Raw genomic sequence first — 16,698 nt, forward strand, 5'->3', positions numbered from 1 at the left:
GACCGGACCCGTTCCACCAGACCCGCAGCCGACATCACCCGCACGAGGTTACTCACCGTGGACCGCGCCACCCGCAAGCGGGCCGCCACCGCGCCGGGCGAGAGCCCCTCCGGCGCCGTGGACAGCGTCCGCAACAGCTCGATCTGCGCCTCCGGCAAGTCCGGCAGCCCCTCGGAGTTACGGGTCGCACGCAGCACAGCCCGTCGCAACGGCCCCAGCAGCCCGCCCAGCCCAGCGGCCACACCAGCCGCTCCCGCATCCTCCACCGCTCCCCCGTCGCCGTGCCCGTCCGCCGCGTCGTGCCCGCTGTGTATCCCTGACATGCCTCCATTGTGAACCCCCACCATAAAGTTTTGTAGCAAATCTATTTTGTGGCACACTCATTTTAGCGGGAAAGCACACCGGACCACCGCCCCGCAGAACGCACCGGGCGGAGCGCTCCCCGCGCAGCACAGCAAGGAGTGACCCCATGCCCCTCGGGTACGACACCCCCACCACCGTCGAGCAGCCCGTCCCGCCGCAGGACCTGTCCCGCATCACCGGACACCGGTTCATCTACACCTACGCCAACGGCTGGCAGTACGAGATGTACGTGAAGAACGCCACCACCATCGACTACCGCATCCACACCGGCATGGTCGGCGGACGCTGGGTCAAGGACCAAGAGGTCGACCTCGTACAGCTCGCCGACGACATCTACAAGATCTCCTGGCACGAGCCGACCGGCACCTCGGTCGTGGTCAACGTGCTGCCCCGCCGACGGGTCCTGCACGGCACCATCTTCTTCCCGCAGTGGATCGAGCAGGACGGAAGCAAGACGGTCCTCTACCAGAACGACCACCTGGAGGAGATGCGCGCCCACCGGGACGCCGGCCCCACCTACCCGGTCTACATCGTCCCGGAGTTCGCCCGCATCACCCTGTTCGAGCACGTCGGCGAGGACGACGAGACAATCGTCGCCGTCGGACCGCAGGACCTGCCCGAGGGCTTCGCCGACCGGATCAACTGAGAAGGCCGACGCATGGAACCGGCAACCCCTCACCGCACCGGCCCTGACCTTCCTCGCCGACCACACATACCCGGCACCGCCCTCCCCGGCGGCGCCGACCACCAGGTCCTGCGCACCGCCCCCTGACCGAGCTCGACGCCCCCTCCCCCCTCGAAACAGACCGGGCCGAGCGGATCTCGGTGCACAACACCGGCATCCAGCCTGTCCCTGACCGGACCCGGACCGATGTCAGCCCTGGTCCGCATCTGCGTCGAATGCTCCCCTGGGCCGATCAGGCCCGGGAGACGCTCACCCGTGCTGGAAGTACCCGGAAGAAGCGGACCCCGGGATGTCGATGTCGACCCGCTGGCGCAACGGGACGGCCGGAGCAGGTTTGCAAACCGGCTGGCTATCAGTGGCGACCGGCAAGGTCACGGGCATGACGAACTCAGCCGCCATCACGGCCTACTGGGACACTGCCGCCAACACCTTCGACAACGAACCCGGACCTCACCCTCCGGGGTGCAACGCACCCAGTCCGACGGGCAGTTGGTGGCAGGCAAGGAACCGTGCCGCCATCCAGCGCGGGCCATGTCCGTCCCCCTGTCCCTCCCGTCCTGCCCGCTCTGCCCTTTGGGCCGCCGTATTGTGCCCTCGGGTATCTGGTCCGGCGGGCGACGGTCGCGTATCCAGGAGAGGTCGCATTCCGGCGTGTGATCGTGAGATGAGGCTCCCCTTTGCGTGATCAAGAGACGGTCGGCCAGCGGGAGGCCGGGCCCGGGCGGACGCCCGTGCGCAAGCCCTCGGAAGGGAGCGGTGCGCCGCCGTCGGCGGGGCTGCTGGCGCTGCAACGGACGGCCGGGAACGCGGCCGTGGTCCGGATGCTGCGCCGGGCCGGGCTGACGGAGGCGCCGACGCCGCACGATCACGGCCCGCACGCCGACGAAGAGAGCGTGCAGCGCTCGGCCGTCCACGACGTGCTGCGCCGCAGCGGCCGCCCGCTCGACGCCGACACCCGCACCGACATGGAGACGCGCATCGGTGCCGACTTCTCCGATGTGCGGATCCACGACGACGCCACGGCGAGGGCCTCGGCGGCGGAGATCGGGGCCCGCGCCTACACCTCCGGCAGTCACATCGTCATCGGCGACGGCGGTGGCGACAAGCACACCCTCGCCCATGAACTCACCCATGTCGTGCAGCAGCGCTCCGGGCCCGTGGCCGGTACCGACAACGGCTCGGGGCTCAAGGTCTCCGACCCCTCCGACCGTTTCGAGCGCGAGGCCGAGGCCAACGCCACCCGTGTCATGCGCGCCCCCGCACGCGAGAGCGCGTCGTCCCCGACGGCGGACGTCGAGCGGACACCGGCACCGGACTCCGCGACGGACTTCGTCCAGCGCACCCTCAACCACACCGCCGCGCCGACCCGCGCCGAGCGCGCGTCGCGCGTGGACAACCGGGGCCGGGCCGTGGAGTCCGAGATCCTCACCGACGGCTCGCTGGCGGGCTCACCGGTCTCCCAGGACCCGCCCGGCTACGACTACATCCGCTCCCTGAACCTGACCAGCACCTGGGTCCGCTTCCACCTTGTGAACCAGAAGGCGGGCGGTGAGGGCACCAGGGACAACCTGGTGACCGCTTCGGGAAGCGACAACCAGGTGTACGAGCGGACCATCGAGTCGGTCCTCAAGAACGACGTGAACCAGGCCAAGAACAACCCGGGGTCCTACGTCTACTTCGCCACCAGGGTGGCGTACAACCGAACGGCCCCGGCGACCGCCGGCATCGCCCAGCAGAATTCCGTCTACGCGTTCCCGTCCAGCCTGGATATCACGCACAAGCTGTACGACCCCGCCGCCGGATGGACAGCGGGCACGCACGACAACACGACCTTCACCTTCCAGACCCCGCAGCCCGCCGACACCAGGACTCCGATGGCGATCGCCAGCCTCGACCTGCCGACGCTCTACCAGTACACCGGCTTCGCCCCGAGAACCAAGGTCTGGGACCAGCAGGACGTCGGGTTCCTGAAGAGCGTCGCGACGGGCGGCAGCCGTCACCAGGCGTTCGTGACCGCCGTCCAGGGATTCGGCGGCACACTGGCCGAGCAGGTCGACGCCGCCTTCTGGGAGTTCCCCTTCTCGCCCCCGCGGGCGAACGCGCGGGGAACGGGTACCCAGGGCGCGACGTCGTTCGGCAGCCGTGTCACGGGCCACAACGACGGCTTCGAGGCACTGGACGCCCTGTGCGCCACGATCGGCGCGGGACTGCTGACGCTCTAGCTCTTCCGGCGCGCCCTGCGGCACCACCTTGCAGTGCGGGGCGGGGCGGCGTGGTGCGGTGGTGAGAGGGTGCCTGGCGTCACGACACGAAGCACCATGACACACCCCTGCGAGGAGTACCGGATGTCGAGTCTGTGGAACGCGAAGGTCGAGGCGGTCGACGGCGCGAGGGTCACGCTCCGTCTCACGGCGGTCCACCCGGATGCCGGAGACCCGCCGGAGAGCGCGGTCTTCGCGCTGCGCCTCCTCGTCGACGGCCTGGAGCGGGCGGCCGACGCCCCGGCGGCGGCTGCCCGCCTCGACTCCCTCAGCACACCCGAGGGGGCCGGCCAGGCCGTCGACGACGTGTCGGTGACCGAGCGCCGCAACCTCCCCTTCGACGAGCGCGCCGCCAAGCACGCGATCAAGACCGAGCTGCGCGAGCGGGGCCAGGACTCCGCTGAGAACTCGGACGCCTTCCAGGCACGGTGGCGCGACCTGTGGGAGGACCCGCGGCAGGCTCCCAGCGCGAGGCTGACGGTCCACCTGCGCGACGCCGGGGCCGTAGCGGGTCTGAAGCCTGGTCACGGCTGGGAATCCGCCGCCTTCGGCTGAGCGCCGCGCCCGGCCGGGCCACGGCGCCGGCCCGGCCTCGTCGGGGAGGGCGGGAGCGGGGGTGGTGTGTGGCGACCGCCCCCGCCGGGGTGCTCACCAGGTGACGGGCAACGACGTCACGCCGCCGGTGATGTGACCGGTCTTCACTTCGAGCTCGTCCAGGTCCGCGGCGAGGCGGAGACCGGGAAGGCGGCGGGCCAGGGTCTCGAAGACCACCCGCAGCTCGATGCGCGCGAGGCTGGCGCCGATGCAGAAGTGCTTGCCGTGCCCGAAGCCGACGTGGCCCCGCTCCTCGCGTCCGGGAGTGAACTCCTCGGCCTCGCTGAAGGCCCGGGGGTCGCGGTTGGCCGAGTTGAGCGAGAGGATGACCGCGTCGCCACGGCGCACCGTCACCCCGCCGACCTCCACGTCGGTGTGGGCGTAGCGCAGGATGCCCAGATCGCCCGGAGCGCCCAGGCGCATGATCTCCTCGACGGTGGCGTCGGTCCGCGCCCGCGGGTCGGCGGCCAGCTCCCGCCACCGCTCGGGACGGGTGAGCAGGAACAGGGTGCCCAGCCCGATGCGGTTGACGGTGGTCTCGTGCCCGGCGAAGAGCAGCCCCACGCACAGGCGCACCATCTCCGCGTAGTCGAAGCCCTCGTCGGCGGCCTGCGCGCGCACCAGGTCGGAGATGACGTCCTCGGCGGGGGTGTCGCGCTTGGCCTCGGCCAGGCCGGTCATGTACTGGCTGAACTCCTCGCGTGCCCGGTGCGCGTCACCGTCCGGGGACTCGGTGGCCATCCGCTCGGACAGCGACCGGAAGACGTCGCGGTCGGCCTCGGGCACCCCCAGCAGGCGGCAGATGACCGCGACCGGGAGGGGGAAGGCCAGTGCGGAGTGCAGGTCGACGGCACTCTCGGGTGCCGCTTCGTGCTCGGCGATCATCCGGTCGACGTAGCCGTCGACCAACTCCTGGACGTGGGTGGAGAGCAGGCGCATCCGCTTGGCCGAGAACGCCGGGGTCAGCAGGCGCCGCATCCGGGTGTGGTCCCGCTCCTCGGTGGCGTAGTCGCCGGTCGGGCCGTTCTGCACCGCGGCGGTGGTGATCTGCGCGGCCCGCTCGGGTTCGGGGTGGGAGCGGCCCAGCCGCGCGTCGGCGAGCAGCTCCCGCACCTCTTGGTAGGAGGTGACGAGCCATGCCGGGTCACCGGCGGGTGTGGTGACCGCGGTGACGGGGGCCTCGCGGCGCAACATCTCGTACACCGGGGCCAGATCGAGCACGTTCGGCCGGGGGAAGGCAAGCTGGGGGCGGTCGGTGGCAACGGTCACGGCGGGCTCTCCTTCACGCTCACGCGAGGACGATGACGGCGAGATCACCAAACTACCTTTTCTGGCAGTCGCCGCCAACAAAGTGTCGGCCAGCATGGCCAGTATTCTGTGCGGCCCGGACACGGCCGCAGCCGTGTCCACGTTCACGTCCACAGTCACGGGTCACGGGTCACGGGTCACGGGTCACGAGCGGGAGGCCGGCATTCATGCGGGAGCAGCGCGACGCGGCACGGCGCGGGCGTCCGCCCGTCACCGACCAGGCCCGGTGGGCACAGCGCCTGCACATCTCGCGGCACGCGGTGCGGCTCTTCCGCGAGCAGGGCGTCGCCGCGACCCCGGGCCGTCAGATCGCGCACGCGGCCGAGGTCTCCGAACGCACCCTGTGGCGACTGTTCCGCGCCAAGGAAAGCTGCGTGGAGCCGCTGCTCACCCAGGCGCTCGAGGCGTTCCAGACGGTCCTGGGCACCTGCCCGCCGGGACTCCCGCCGGCCGAACACCTCCGCGCCCGCTACACGTTCCTCCCGCCCGCCGCCGGATCCGACGTCGACGCCGTGCTGGCCGTCATCCGCATGACCCGCGACGAGCGGGCCCTGCGCGCGGTCTGGCTCGTCCTGCACGAACAGGCCGAGACCGCCCTGGCCCAGCTCCTCGCGCGGCACTCCGGCCACCTCGCCGACTCCTGGCACACGCGCCTCCAGGCCGCACAGCTCAACGCCGCGCTACGCGTGATCACCGAGGACTTCGCCCACTCCGCCGCCGACGGCATCACCAGCCACGAGATCGAGCGCCAACGCACACGCGTCGCCGACGCCTTCCACACCGCCACCCACCCGCACCCGCCTGCGCCCGGGGCGTGACGACCGCCGACGCGTGCGACGCTCTCGGCGCGCCCGTCCGGAGCATGTGTCCGGGTCCGAGAACGCATTGCTCACAACCCGCTCCAGCCGTGCTGACGACCGGGCATGCATGGGCTCCCACCAGCAGGTTCAAGGTTTGCCGCAGGTTTCCCCAAACCCAGCCGCGCATGGTCGTCCCACAGCCGAAGCGGGGGCGGCAGAGAGGCTGCGGTGCGCGATGCCCCAGCCCGACAGGCCGAACCCCCACAGAGAAGGAGCAGATCATGCGTATTCGTCGTGCGCTCGCAGCCATGGCCGTCGGCACCTCACTGATGCTGGGCGCCTCAGCCGCCCCGGCATTCGCCGCCTCGTCCGACGCCGCCACCGCCACGGTCGGATCCGACCGTGCGGCGCAGGAGAAGGAGGCGACCGACAACGCGGCGGCGACCTGGCACTACTGGGCCACGTACAACACCCTCACCGACTGCACCGTGGCAGGCATCATGGTCGTGCAGTCCAACCCCTCCCGCTACCAGAAGGCTCAGTGCACGCCCGGGACAGGCACGACGTACAAGCTGTGGATCCTGATCTGAGAACTTGCTTCGTAAGGGACATGCCGTGGCGCGCGTCTGCTGCCCAAGCATGAGTGGTGGTTCCGGCGCCCGGGTCAGCGGCGGATCGACGACCGCAAGACGCTGCGGGGCATCTTGTTGCGGAGGCAGGGCATCATCCCGGTCATCGCCTGCCCCGGGCCGGAGCAGGGCTCCGGCCTGGGGCGCACCCTCTGGGTCACCGAGGGCGGCCTTCCCCGGTTGCACAGGCTCGCTGCTTACCCGCCCCGCCGAGGACTCCTTAGTCCGCGACCATGTCCAAGACGTCGTCCCCGTCTTCGCAGTCAGGCACAAGCCCGGTACCTACTCCCGGGCTGCCGTTGTCCTCGCCCATGGGCGTCAGCCGCCGCCGGGAGCCCCATCACTCTCGCCCGTCGGTGCCAGACCCCCGCCGGGCGAGCCGCCGTGCTCGCCCATCGGCGACAGACCCGCGCCGGGAGACCCAGCGCCATCACCCATCGGCGCTACCCCCGAGCCGGGGGCACCGTCGTTGTTACCTTTCGGCGCCAGACCCCCGCCGGGAGACCCGTGGTCGTCGCCCATCGGGGCAAAACCCCCGCCGGGAGACCCATCATTCTGGGTTGGCGCCAGACCCGCGCCGGGAGAGCCGCTGCTGTCGCCCTTCGGCGCCAGCCCCCCGCCGGGCGCGCCATCATTCTGGGTCGGCGCCAGGCCAGCCCCGCCGGGAGACCCGTTGCCCTCGCCCATCGGCGACAGACCCCCGCCGGGCGATCCGCCGTTCTCGTTCGTGGTGGCTGCTGATGGTCCCGCCGCGACCGCGACACCCGCCGTGGCCATGAGCGCGACGGCCACGGCCCGCGCCACCTTCTGCTTGATCAGCATATTTCCTCCGTCATCACGCGTAGGACTGATACAGGCGATGCTGACCGGCGCAGGGCCGGAGCACACCGTCTTTCGGCCCCAGCCGAAAGACGGGGTCCAGCGGATAGCGTCCTTCAGCGCCGCAGGGAAGGAACCGGGGCGGACGACCCACCATCGGGGATGGTGAGATGAACGAGTTCGGCGCCGCGAACCTGTGTCATGCCGTGCATCTGGTGCGGGCGCGGGAGGGGCGGAGCATGGCGTACAGCTGCGGGGCGCCCTCGAAGGGGACCCGCGCAGCCGACTGTGTGGGATCAGTGGGGGGCGGGATACGCCATCAGGTCCAGGAACTCGGCCGAGCGCTCGAAGTGCTTGATGACGGGGCCAGCTCGTGGGTCTCCTCGGACTCCTCGCGGGCCTGGCGGCCCCGCTCGACCTGCGCATGGTTGACCTGGTGCCGGGCGGTGTCGTCGCTCATCGCCTTGAAGGCGACGTCGGGCCTGCGCAGCAGGTTCGTGGCCGCCGTGGCGGCGATCCCCTCGTCCCGGGTGAACTCCTCGACCACCCGGGTCTTGTCCTCCGAGGTGAACTTGCTCGCCACGTCGGACGGCGCAGCAGATCACCGGACACCTGGGCCGCGACCTCGTCGTCCTGCGCGAGCGCGTGGATCGCGGTGACCTTCTCCTGCGGTGAGACGGGGGTGTCGACCACGCGGCCCACCCGCCGTTTGGCATCGTCCGCCGACGACCGCGACTCCCCCTCGGGCGGCGCCTTGACCGTGGCGAACCGCTCCTCCTCGTCCTCGATAGACGCCAGGATCCGGTGCACCGTGTAGGCCACACCCGGCTGCCGCTGTTCTTCCGGCCAGCGCGACGCAGTCCAGCGCGAGTGCTTCACCATGTTCAGCGTCAGGCCGATGTCCTCGGCCAGTTTCGCCGTGGACCGGCGCACCGAGAACTCCGCAGCGTGCGTCTCGCCCCCGTGCGCGCGCATGGGGTCGATCTCCAGCGCACGGTCACCGACCCGGAACTGCCCCCTGGACTGCTGCTCGACCACTTCCCGCAGTTCGGCCACGATCTCGTCGTACCGTCGTCGGGTCACACACCCGACCTTCTCCTCAGCGGGCATCACGCCCACCCCCAAAGACCGAGGCGCGGCGGAACCACTTCGCCGACGACGTAGCCCCGGCCTCCCTGAGCAGGCTTCTCCTGCTTCCCGATCCACAGCAACCCAAGGCCAAGGCTCCGCACCAACAGGGCCTCAAAGGGCCTCAGCAACCCCGCGAGCAGGGTTCAGATACGGGTTCTGACAGTCCGTCGCGCGGTGAGGTGAGAAGCCGCCTCGTCAAGGGGCCGGACAGCACCGGACAGCAGGGGCGGTCGACGACACCAGCACCGGCACAGGGACCGGAAGCCGTTCGACCGGTCTCGTCGCTGCCGTCCGTCTTCCCAAGGGCCTTCCGGTTCAGCCGAGACCGCCGTACTCGGCCGTCTCGGTCCGGCCCCGTGAATGCTACGGTCGGGGATCTTTTTGCCCTAACTGGCTTGACCGGCCGGTTACTTACGGAAGGGATCACCATGCGCAGGGAACCCCGGCCAGGACGAAGACGCACCGGCGCCAACGCCTGGGCGGCGGTCGCCGCTGCCCTGCTGACGGGCTGCTCGGCTCTCGTGACCAGCGCGCCCGAACCGGACAGCTCCGCCCCCGCGCCGTCGCCCTCGCAGCAGCCGCTCACTCCGGCCACCCGGCCCCCGCTCAGCGCGGAGGAGCTGGACTCGGTGACGTTCAAGACCTCCGAACTGCCGCAGAGCGCAAGCCGCGAAGTGCGGGAGGGGGAGGAGGCGTATTCCGACCCGAAGAAGCAGTCGTTCTACAGCCTGCTGCCTGCGCCGGAGTGCCAGGCCGTCCGTGATCTGGAGGCTCCCGAGGAGGCCGCGGCCCAGGTCGTCCAGACCTACCAGTGGTCCGGGGACCTCGTTCCGGGCTTCATCTGGCTGTCCTCCTACCGTGGCACGCAGGCCAAGGACGTCCTCGCCCGTGCCCGTACAGCCGTGCGGGCCTGCGCGGCCGGAGGGCCGGGCAGACTGAACGGCGTCACCGTGCGGCTGAAGCAGCACTCCCCGCAGAAGGCACCCGACGCAGGCGACGAGTCCCTCAGTTGGCGTATCACCTCCAGCGCACGCGGGGCCAAGGCGATCATGGAGTACCGGCTTCTGCGGGAGGGGCGGGCCACCGTGATGATCCTGCGATGCGCGACAGGATCGCCGCGGATGTTCCCCGGCAGCCTGACGAAGATTCTCGTCGAGCGGCTGGACGGTGCCCTGCGCTCGGGCCTGATGCCCACTCACGACCCCGAGGACCGTGCGGACACCTGACCCGCGCCTGCCTGCCCGTACCCGCCTGACGAAGCCCACGGTGCGTCGACCAGCCCACCGTGTCAGGGGAGTTGGTGGTGTCCGTGTGGGCGGAGGCGGATGTTTTGTGGCCGTGAGGAGAAGCGTTCAGCGGTTGCGGCGGTCGGCGGCCTCGAAGGAAAGCTGTGGCCATGCCGAGGAGAGTCGCGCCAGTTCGTCGGTGGTCACGTCGGGAGCGGTGCGCAGGGTCTCGTCGGGGAGGAAGTGGACGACGGTCCCGGTCGTGCCGTCGTCGGCGATCGGTTCCAAGCCGGTGGTGGGGACACCGTGTGCGTAACGCTGGGTCCAGGATCCGTTGCGGCGGCGGTTGGTGTGGACGAGCCATGTGCTGAGGGCGGCGACGACGGACATGCCCCGGCGGGGGTGGCCGTCGGGAAGCGGGGTTGCGCCGGGGCGGTCGAAGAAGCGGAGGTCTTTCGTCGCCATGACCGGCTTCTTCACCGGACGGCCGTGTTCGTCGAGGCGTGTGTCGGTGCCCCGGCCGTCGTCGGCGATCGTCATGGAGCCGTCGGCGTGGAGGGTGACACGGCAGTGGCCGCCGTTGCCGCACTCGGCCTCGTCTGCCGCGTAGGCGACGACTTCGAGCACCAGGTGCCGGACGCCGCCGGGCGCGAATATGGCAGGGGCCCGACGGACATGTTCAAGGTGGTCGAGGTCTACGCCGCCCGCCCAGTCGTGCGTGGTGTTGCGCCAGGAAACCCTCGGTGTGTCCATCCGCGAAGTATGCGGGCAGTGGCCACTGTCCGTGCTGCCCCTCGCGACGGCGCCGTAGGCGTGGGGCCCCTCAGCGGGCCGGGTCGGTGATTTCCTGGGTGCCGATGACCGTCAGCAGGTCGAGCAGGCCGGCGCTGTCCGTGCCGACCGCGGGGGTGAACCAGAGCAGCCGTTGCCGGCCGTCCTCGCTGAACAGGTTGAGGCAGTTGACCTCAACGAGGCCGAGGGTGGGGTGGTTGAGGCGTTTGCGGTCGTCTCGTCGGAAGGCCACGTCGTGCTCGGCCCAGAGTGCGGCGAACTCGGAGGAGAGGCCGAGCAGCGCGCTGATCATCGAGGAGGCTTCGGTGTCCTTCCTGTCCCGCCTGGCCGCGGCTGCTCTCAGGTCGGCGACGAAGGCGCGGGACTGGGCCTCGTGGTCGGCTTCCGGGTAGAGCCGCCGGGCCTCGGGCTCGGTGAACCACCGGTGGACGAAGCTGGCCCGGGCGCCGCGGAAGCCGGACTGGTCGCCGAGCAGGGCCACCGCGAGCGGGTTCTGCACGAGGGTGACGTGCAGGTCGGTGATGACCTGCGCGGGTGTCGAGGTCAGACGCTGGAGCAGGTCGAACATGCCGGGGTGGACGTGGGAGGCGGCGCCGCCGTGCACGGGCACCGGGCGGTCGGCCAGGTGGTAGAGGTGGTCGCGTTCGTCGGCGCTCAGCCGGAGCGCCCTGGCTAGGGCGGCGATCATCTGCTCCGACGGCTGGGACCCGGCCCCGCGCTCCAGCTCGTTGTAGTAGTCCACCGAAGCGCCGGCGAGCTGGGCGACCTCCTCGCGCCGCAGCCCGGGCACCCGGCGGCGGGACCCGGCGGGCAGCCCCACCTCGGCCGGGCGGATGCGTTCGCGACGCGACCGCAGAAAGGACCCCAGCTCGGTGTATCTCGCAGAACCCATGCCTCCATTCTGCGCTCGGCGGGGGCGCGGACCCAGGGGATGACATCCCCTGGTTGCGCTGGTCAGCACCGCTCACCCTGGAGACATGAACACAGCTCCCTCCACGCAACCGTCATCGGCCACGCGGGCCGCCATCGTCACCGGCGGATCACGCGGCATCGGCCGGGCGGTCTCCCGGAAACTCGCCCAGGACGGTCTGGCCGTCGTGGTGAACTACGCCGGCGACGCGACCGCCGCCGATGAGACCGTGGCGGCCATCACCGCCGACGGCGGGCGGGCCGTCGCGGTGCGGGGCGACGTGGCGGACGAGAACGACGTCGCCGCGCTGTTCGACCGGGCGGAAGCGGAGTTCGGCGGCGTGGACGCCGTCGTCAACTCCGCCGGCCGACTCGCCCTGTCGCCCATCGCCGAGCTCGATCTGACGGTCCTCGACGCCGTGCACCGCACGAACATCCGCGGCTCCTTCGTCGTCGCCCAGCAGGCCGCACGGCGGCTCCGGGCGGGCGGCTCGTTCGTGGCACTGTCCACCTCCGTGGTCGGTACGCAGTTCCCCGCCTACGGTGCGTACGCGGCGAGCAAGGGCGCGGTCGAGGCGATGACGCTGATCCTCGCCCGCGAGCTGCGCGGCCGTGACATCACCGTGAACGCCGTCGCCCCCGGCCCCACGGCCACGGAACTGTTCCTCGAAGGCAAGACGGACGAGGAGATCGACCGGCTCGCCAAGGTCCCGCCGCTGGAGAGGCTGGGGACGCCGGAGGACATCGCCCACGTGGTGGCCTTCCTCACCAGCCCGCAGGGCCACTGGGTGAACGGGCAGATCCTGCGCGCCAACGGAGGCATGGTGTGACGACGGCACAGCAGAGCGTCGTCACCGTCACGGGCGCCAGTCCGCCCGGCACCAGCCATGAACCACTCACCCCACGTGCTGCACGCGTCGGCCTCTGACCACTCCGTCCCCTCCGGGGAACCGGCCGTCGGCATGACATCCCGGCATCGCATTCCCCGCACACATGCTTCCGGTCCACGGAAGAAAACACTCTAGGGAGAACCCCATGCCTTTCGCCCATTTCAAGGTCCCCGCCGGCACCATCAGCGCCGAGGACAAGAAGAAGATCATCGAGCGCACCACCGACCTGTACGCCGAGATCTACGGTGAGCGGGCCCGCCCCACCACCGTCGTCCTCGTCGACGAGGTCCCCGACGGCGGCTGGGGCGTCGCGGGCAATGTCCTGACCGCGGCCATGCTCAACGGCGGCGCCTGAGACCTGCCCCCCGCCGGGGCCCGGCTGTGGCCCGCTCAGGCGACGGCGAGTTGCCGACGCAGGTTCTCCACCGCGGCGGGGATGTCGTCGGCGCCGGTCAGGTCGCTGCCGATGCTCACCGTGAACGCGCCGGCCGCCAGCCACTCGGCCGCGTTCGCGAGCGTCACTCCCCCGGTGGCCATGATCCGCGCGCCCGGCAGTACGGAGCGCAGGGACTTCAGGTGGGCGAGGCCGCCGACGTGGGCGGGGAACAGCTTGGCCACCCCGCGCTGTGCCGCCGCGCGCAGCTCCGTCGGGGTCATGCCGCCCTCGACGAAGAGCCGGTCGGCGGCGTCGGCGACCGGGCGTACCTCGGGCACCTGGAACGGGCTGACCAGGAAGGCGGCCCCTGCCGTCAGTGCGGTCTCGGCGATGGCGGTGCTGGTGACCGTGCCGAGGCCGACGGTGGCCTCGGGGTGCTCGCGCGCCCAGCCGCGTACCAGTTCCTCCCAGCCGGGTGTGGTCGCGGTGAACTCGAAGGTGCTGATCCCGGCGGCGAGCAGGGTGCGGGCCAGATGGTCGGCGGCGTCCGCGTCGGCCGCCCGTACGGTCGGCACGATACGGGCGCGCCGCAGGTGGCCGATGACCCCGCGTACGGCGGGTGTGAGGGAGGTGTCCGGGCCCTCCGGGGGCGCGGCACCGTCCGGGCCCGCGGTGTCGTTCGGGGCCGTGGCGCCGTGCGAGGCGATGGTGTCGTCCGGGCCCGCGGTGCCGTCCGGGGCGGTCATGCGGGGGCCGCGATCCGGGCGAGCGCGTCCAGCGCGCTGCGGGCCTCCGCCGCGTCGGCGACGCCGTCGGCGCGCAGCACGATCTCGTCGCCGCAGCGGATGTTGAGCGTCAGCACGGACAGCACGCTCCGTGCCGGCACGGGCTCCCCGTCCGCTCCCCCGTCGACGCGTGCGACGGTCACCTCGGCCGTCGCACGCGCCGCTGCCTGCGCGAACGCCGCAGCCGGGCGGGCGTGCAGCCCGGCCTCTTCGGTGACCTTGAGCCGTCGTTCCACGATCCCCACGTGCGGGATCTCCTCTCCTCGATTGCCGGTGTCCGTGTCCTCCGGGGCCGCGCCCGGGGCCCCGGTCCCGCTTCCGCGCGTCGCGCCGGTCATGGCCGACCGCCCAGCAGTGCGGTGATCCGGTCGACGAGCAGTTCTTCCTCCTCCTCGCTCAGCGCGCGCGGGTCCACGGACAGCTGGCCGCTGCCGGAGTGGTGGTCCCGGAGGAAGACCGGGGGGCTGCCCGCCTGGAGGGCGGCGCTCAGCGCCGCCGCGTCGCGCCCCGCGCCCTGGGGGTCCACGATCAGCCGGGCACGGTGGATGTCGCGTCCGGCCTCGTCCCGTACGACCTCGGCGGTGATGCCCGGGAGGCCGCCCAGCCGCGCGGCGAGCCGGGCCATGCGCGCCTGCTGCGCCGCCGACTGGGCCGCGCCGTCCGGTGCGGCGGCCCGTGCCTCGTGCTCACGCGTGGCGCGCACCAGGCCGAGGACGGTCTCCTTGCCGACCTTCATCGGCCGTCCGATGCCGCCGTACTGGGCGCGGCAGGCGGCGATCAGTGGCGCGGAGCCGCAGATGAATCCCGAGGTGGGGCCGCCGATGGCCTTGCCGCCGCTGAAGACGACCAGGTCTGCGCCAGTTTCCGTCCAGGCGCGCAGGTCCTCCTCGGCCGCCGCGTCGACGATCACCGGGACGCCGTGCGCGCGGCCGATGGCGAGGGTCTCCGCGAGGGGCAGGGCGCCCTTGTGCACCGTGTGGTGCGACTGGACGTGGAGGATCGCGGCCGTCCCCTCACCCAGCACACCCTCGACGTGGCCGCGCTCCGTCTTGTTCACGGACCCGGCCTCCACGACGGTGCCGCCCCCGAGCGCGACCATCTGCCGCACGGGAGCACCGAAGTGGACGGCGTGGCCCTTCTGGAGCACCACCTCGTGGGGCCGTCCGCCCGGGTCGGGGAGGCGCTCGATGCGGGCGACGTCGGTACCGGCGATCAGCGCGGCCACGGCGATGGCGATGCCGGAGGCGGCGCCGGTCGTGGGGCAGGCGTCCTCCGTGCCCGCGGCCCTGGCGAGTTCGCGCCCGGCGGCGGCCAGCAGATCGTCCATCACGACGTGGCTGCGGGCCGCCTCGCCCATCGCGGCGACGACGTCGTCGCTGAGGCGGCTGCCGCCGAGCGCGGTCATCTTGCCGTTGGCGTTGAGGGCCGGGGGCAGGCCCAGTGCCTCATAGATGCTGGTGGGGCTCATGATGCCTTTCCGGGAAATGTACGAGGGGGGGGAGGGTGGCGCGGGGCCGACCGGCGCCCGGTCAACCGGACCGGACATGACGCGAGCGAGGGGACCGGATGTGACGCGACGGGATCCGGCGCCCGCCTACGTGCCCGCGATCGGGAAGAAGAGCCCGAAGAGCATCGCGCCGAGGATCGCACCCCCGGTCAGTGGCTTCTTCCACCAGTAGAAGAGCAGCGCGCCGATGACGGAGCCGAGGCCGACCGGGATCGAGGCGGTGGCGGCGGCGATGATGACCAGGGGCCCCAGATAGCGGCCCGCCGAATTGCCCGCGCCCATCATCACGTCGGCGCCGAACGTCGACGTACTGCCGGGTGAGTTGATGGTGGCGCGCCGGATGCCCAGGATCAGGGCGCCGATGGCGAAGCCGATGAGGGCGCCGGTCGGCAGGGCCAGCCAGAAGTGTTCCAGGGGTGCGGTGATACCGCCCGCGAGCAGCATCGCGGGGATGCCGATGCCGACGCCGGTCTGGAGGGAGCCGCCGATGTCGAGGATGCCGACCATCGGCCCCTCGATGATCCGGGCGAAGAGGAAACCCGCGCCGAAGGCGGCCGCCGCGCCGTAACTCCCGCCGTCCATACCGGCCTTGAGCAGCGCGACGACGGCGACCTCGTTGAAGACACCCGTGTGGTAGACGTAATAAAGGTGTGTTCCGGAGAAGATGCCCGCCGCGAGGGTGGCGACGAAGAAGGGGAACGCCCACTCGGACAGCCAGAAGCTCCCCTCCCCCGGCACCTTGAGCCTGCCGCCCTTCCCCGGACCGGGGGCCGGGCCCGCGGCGTCCGCGGTGTTCGCTTCCGCGTGTGTCATGTCTCCGCCTGCCTCTCAGTCCGTCGGGGTGGTGCCGGTGGCGTCGTGCAGGCCGGACAGCCACGAGGGGATGTGGACCTTCATCTGCTCGAGGAGCTGGATGTCGACGCCGCGCAGGAACGCGCTGATGACGAAGAGTGCGACGACGGCTCCCACCAGGGTCCGGGTCAGCCGGGTCCTGCCCAGGTCGTCGAGGCCCTTGCCGACGACGATGCCGAGCACGATGCCCGGCACGGCGTTGCCCATCACGATGTGCGCGAGCCCGCCCAGCACCGTGCCCCAGCCGCCGGTGCGGCGCCCGGCGTCGACGGCCGCCATCCAGAAGATGATCGGCATCACCGGGTTGATCAGCCACTCGGAGGCGGGGCCCAGCACATCGGCCGCGACCTTCTGGAGGGAGTGCGGGATGGAGGCCGCGGTGGTGTTCAGCACGGAGATCAGCACCACGCCGACGCCCGCGCCGCAGAAGGCCATGCGGCGCGGGTTGTGCAGCGTCTCTGCGAGGTTACGGTTCTTGGCCATGGACAGCGCCGCCGCCCAGTGCGGCACGATGCGGTGGTCCACGTCGCCGGTGAGCGCGCCCGCGCCGACCGTGCTGGCCCAGGCGTTGAAGAAGAAGCCGAAGCCGAACGAGAAGTGCGCGATGGGGTCGTTCTCGCAGGCGTTCAGTTCGCCGAGCGTACGGAACGCGCCCATGCCCTGCACCTTGGGGGCGTGGAACATCCGCGCCACACCCGCCGAGGCACCGAACCCGATGAGCGCGCCGATGACTGCCGACTCCAGCAGGATGACGAGGGTCTGGTTCACGGC

18 protein-coding genes and 1 pseudogene are annotated in these 16,698 nt (G+C 71.4%); 9 read left to right on the plus strand and 10 right to left on the minus strand.

The genetic code is table 11. The annotated features are described in order from the left end of the window. Nucleotides 1-323: MarR family transcriptional regulator (locus ACWGJ2_RS36770; protein ID WP_453350727.1), on the minus strand; the 323-nt coding region annotated here is incomplete at its 3' end. Between the two features lie 146 nt (nucleotides 324-469). Here ACWGJ2_RS36770 and ACWGJ2_RS36775 point away from each other — a divergent pair. The 3 genes from ACWGJ2_RS36775 to ACWGJ2_RS36785 all read left to right on the plus strand — a co-directional run bounded on the left by ACWGJ2_RS36775 (nucleotide 470) and on the right by ACWGJ2_RS36785 (nucleotide 3,864). Next, nucleotides 470-1,009 carry a phenolic acid decarboxylase gene (locus ACWGJ2_RS36775; protein WP_453350728.1) on the plus strand — a complete coding sequence of 180 codons (540 nt, stop codon included), beginning with the start codon at nucleotides 470-472 and terminating at the stop codon, nucleotides 1,007-1,009. Between the two features lie 716 nt (nucleotides 1,010-1,725). Next, the gene (locus tag ACWGJ2_RS36780; protein WP_453350729.1) at nucleotides 1,726-3,270 is read left to right on the plus strand and encodes an eCIS core domain-containing protein; all 1,545 of its coding nucleotides are present in this window, start codon (nucleotides 1,726-1,728) and stop codon (nucleotides 3,268-3,270) included. A 96-nt stretch (nucleotides 3,271-3,366) separates the two neighbouring features. Beyond that, nucleotides 3,367-3,864 carry a hypothetical protein gene (locus ACWGJ2_RS36785; RefSeq protein ID WP_453350730.1) on the plus strand — a complete coding sequence of 166 codons (498 nt, stop codon included), beginning with the start codon at nucleotides 3,367-3,369 and terminating at the stop codon, nucleotides 3,862-3,864. Between the two features lie 93 nt (nucleotides 3,865-3,957). On the opposite strand, the gene ACWGJ2_RS36790 is transcribed toward ACWGJ2_RS36785, so the two are convergent. After that, nucleotides 3,958-5,172: a cytochrome P450 gene (locus ACWGJ2_RS36790; RefSeq protein WP_453350731.1), complete on the minus strand. Its 1,215-nt coding sequence runs from the start codon at nucleotides 5,170-5,172 to the stop codon at nucleotides 3,958-3,960. Between the two features lie 206 nt (nucleotides 5,173-5,378). Here ACWGJ2_RS36790 and ACWGJ2_RS36795 point away from each other — a divergent pair, with 206 nt between their 5' ends. After that, nucleotides 5,379-6,029, plus strand: a complete 651-nt coding sequence (locus ACWGJ2_RS36795; protein ID WP_453350732.1) for a TetR/AcrR family transcriptional regulator — start codon at nucleotides 5,379-5,381, stop codon at nucleotides 6,027-6,029. Between the two features lie 263 nt (nucleotides 6,030-6,292). Continuing rightward, the gene (locus ACWGJ2_RS36800) at nucleotides 6,293-6,601 is read left to right on the plus strand and encodes a hypothetical protein (protein WP_453350733.1); all 309 of its coding nucleotides are present in this window, start codon (nucleotides 6,293-6,295) and stop codon (nucleotides 6,599-6,601) included. A 1,177-nt stretch (nucleotides 6,602-7,778) separates the two neighbouring features. On the opposite strand, the pseudogene ACWGJ2_RS36805 reads toward ACWGJ2_RS36800, so the two are convergent. Then, nucleotides 7,779-8,434 (minus strand): annotated as a pseudogene (locus ACWGJ2_RS36805) (DUF6192 family protein). Here ACWGJ2_RS36805 and ACWGJ2_RS36810 point away from each other — a divergent pair. Both ACWGJ2_RS36810 and ACWGJ2_RS36815 read left to right on the plus strand, forming a co-directional pair. Then, nucleotides 8,408-8,623, plus strand: a complete 216-nt coding sequence (locus ACWGJ2_RS36810) for a hypothetical protein (RefSeq protein WP_453350754.1) — start codon at nucleotides 8,408-8,410, stop codon at nucleotides 8,621-8,623. The pseudogene ACWGJ2_RS36805 and the gene ACWGJ2_RS36810 sit on opposite strands and share 27 nt — an antisense overlap. Nucleotides 8,624-9,018: 395 nt before the next feature. Further along, nucleotides 9,019-9,816, plus strand: a complete 798-nt coding sequence (locus ACWGJ2_RS36815) for a hypothetical protein (RefSeq protein ID WP_453350734.1) — start codon at nucleotides 9,019-9,021, stop codon at nucleotides 9,814-9,816. 126 nt (nucleotides 9,817-9,942) lie between these two features. Here the strand turns inward: ACWGJ2_RS36815 and ACWGJ2_RS36820 are convergent, their stop codons facing one another. Both ACWGJ2_RS36820 and ACWGJ2_RS36825 read right to left on the minus strand, forming a co-directional pair. Next, nucleotides 9,943-10,569, minus strand: a complete 627-nt coding sequence (locus tag ACWGJ2_RS36820) for an ATP-binding protein (RefSeq protein ID WP_453350735.1) — start codon at nucleotides 10,567-10,569, stop codon at nucleotides 9,943-9,945. Between the two features lie 70 nt (nucleotides 10,570-10,639). After that, a complete protein-coding gene (locus tag ACWGJ2_RS36825) occupies nucleotides 10,640-11,500 on the minus strand; it encodes a helix-turn-helix transcriptional regulator (RefSeq protein WP_453350736.1) in 861 nt (286 codons plus the stop codon). An 85-nt stretch (nucleotides 11,501-11,585) separates the two neighbouring features. Here ACWGJ2_RS36825 and ACWGJ2_RS36830 point away from each other — a divergent pair, with 85 nt between their 5' ends. After that, complete coding sequence (locus ACWGJ2_RS36830; protein WP_453350737.1) at nucleotides 11,586-12,347, plus strand: SDR family oxidoreductase; 762 nt, start codon at nucleotides 11,586-11,588, stop codon at nucleotides 12,345-12,347. 205 nt (nucleotides 12,348-12,552) lie between these two features. Continuing rightward, nucleotides 12,553-12,762, plus strand: a complete 210-nt coding sequence (locus ACWGJ2_RS36835; RefSeq protein WP_453350738.1) for a 4-oxalocrotonate tautomerase family protein — start codon at nucleotides 12,553-12,555, stop codon at nucleotides 12,760-12,762. A gap of 35 nt (nucleotides 12,763-12,797) precedes the next feature. Here the strand turns inward: ACWGJ2_RS36835 and ACWGJ2_RS36840 are convergent, their stop codons facing one another. From ACWGJ2_RS36840 to ACWGJ2_RS36860, 5 genes are all read right to left on the minus strand, one after another. Next, nucleotides 12,798-13,529, minus strand: a complete 732-nt coding sequence (locus ACWGJ2_RS36840) for a bifunctional 4-hydroxy-2-oxoglutarate aldolase/2-dehydro-3-deoxy-phosphogluconate aldolase (protein WP_453350739.1) — start codon at nucleotides 13,527-13,529, stop codon at nucleotides 12,798-12,800. After that, nucleotides 13,526-13,813, minus strand: coding sequence for an HPr family phosphocarrier protein (locus ACWGJ2_RS36845; protein ID WP_453350740.1), 288 nt, complete (start codon nucleotides 13,811-13,813; stop codon nucleotides 13,526-13,528). The genes ACWGJ2_RS36840 and ACWGJ2_RS36845 overlap by 4 nt, the downstream gene beginning before the upstream one ends. Nucleotides 13,814-13,902: 89 nt before the next feature. Next, nucleotides 13,903-15,036 (minus strand): DgaE family pyridoxal phosphate-dependent ammonia lyase, encoded by a 1,134-nt coding sequence (locus ACWGJ2_RS36850; protein WP_453350741.1) that lies wholly within the window; start codon nucleotides 15,034-15,036, stop codon nucleotides 13,903-13,905. Nucleotides 15,037-15,162: 126 nt separating this feature from the next. Continuing rightward, entirely contained in the window at nucleotides 15,163-15,888 is a 726-nt protein-coding gene (locus tag ACWGJ2_RS36855; RefSeq protein WP_453350742.1) for a DUF4310 family protein, read from the minus strand. 15 nt (nucleotides 15,889-15,903) lie between these two features. Next, entirely contained in the window at nucleotides 15,904-16,695 is a 792-nt protein-coding gene (locus ACWGJ2_RS36860; RefSeq protein WP_453350743.1) for a DUF4311 domain-containing protein, read from the minus strand. Between the last annotated feature and the right edge of the window lie 3 nt (nucleotides 16,696-16,698).

The sequence above is a fragment of the Streptomyces sp. NPDC054796 genome, from assembly GCF_053611545.1.

Excerpts from the sequence above, each read along its gene's own strand:
- ACWGJ2_RS36825 (WP_453350736.1), bottom strand. The coding sequence starts at position 11,500 with ATGGGTTCTGCGAGATACACCGAGCTGGGGTCCTTTCTGCGGTCGCGT.
- ACWGJ2_RS36820 (WP_453350735.1), bottom strand. The coding sequence starts at position 10,569 with ATGGACACACCGAGGGTTTCCTGGCGCAACACCACGCACGACTGGGCG.
- ACWGJ2_RS36835 (WP_453350738.1), top strand. The coding sequence starts at position 12,553 with ATGCCTTTCGCCCATTTCAAGGTCCCCGCCGGCACCATCAGCGCCGAG.
- ACWGJ2_RS36815 (WP_453350734.1), top strand. The coding sequence starts at position 9,019 with ATGCGCAGGGAACCCCGGCCAGGACGAAGACGCACCGGCGCCAACGCC.
- ACWGJ2_RS36785 (WP_453350730.1), top strand. The coding sequence starts at position 3,367 with ATGACACACCCCTGCGAGGAGTACCGGATGTCGAGTCTGTGGAACGCG.
- ACWGJ2_RS36830 (WP_453350737.1), top strand. The coding sequence starts at position 11,586 with ATGAACACAGCTCCCTCCACGCAACCGTCATCGGCCACGCGGGCCGCC.
- ACWGJ2_RS36795 (WP_453350732.1), top strand. The coding sequence starts at position 5,379 with ATGCGGGAGCAGCGCGACGCGGCACGGCGCGGGCGTCCGCCCGTCACC.
- ACWGJ2_RS36775 (WP_453350728.1), top strand. The coding sequence starts at position 470 with ATGCCCCTCGGGTACGACACCCCCACCACCGTCGAGCAGCCCGTCCCG.
- ACWGJ2_RS36855 (WP_453350742.1), bottom strand. The coding sequence starts at position 15,888 with ATGACACACGCGGAAGCGAACACCGCGGACGCCGCGGGCCCGGCCCCC.
- ACWGJ2_RS36800 (WP_453350733.1), top strand. The coding sequence starts at position 6,293 with ATGCGTATTCGTCGTGCGCTCGCAGCCATGGCCGTCGGCACCTCACTG.
- ACWGJ2_RS36840 (WP_453350739.1), bottom strand. The coding sequence starts at position 13,529 with ATGACCGCCCCGGACGGCACCGCGGGCCCGGACGACACCATCGCCTCG.
- ACWGJ2_RS36850 (WP_453350741.1), bottom strand. The coding sequence starts at position 15,036 with ATGAGCCCCACCAGCATCTATGAGGCACTGGGCCTGCCCCCGGCCCTC.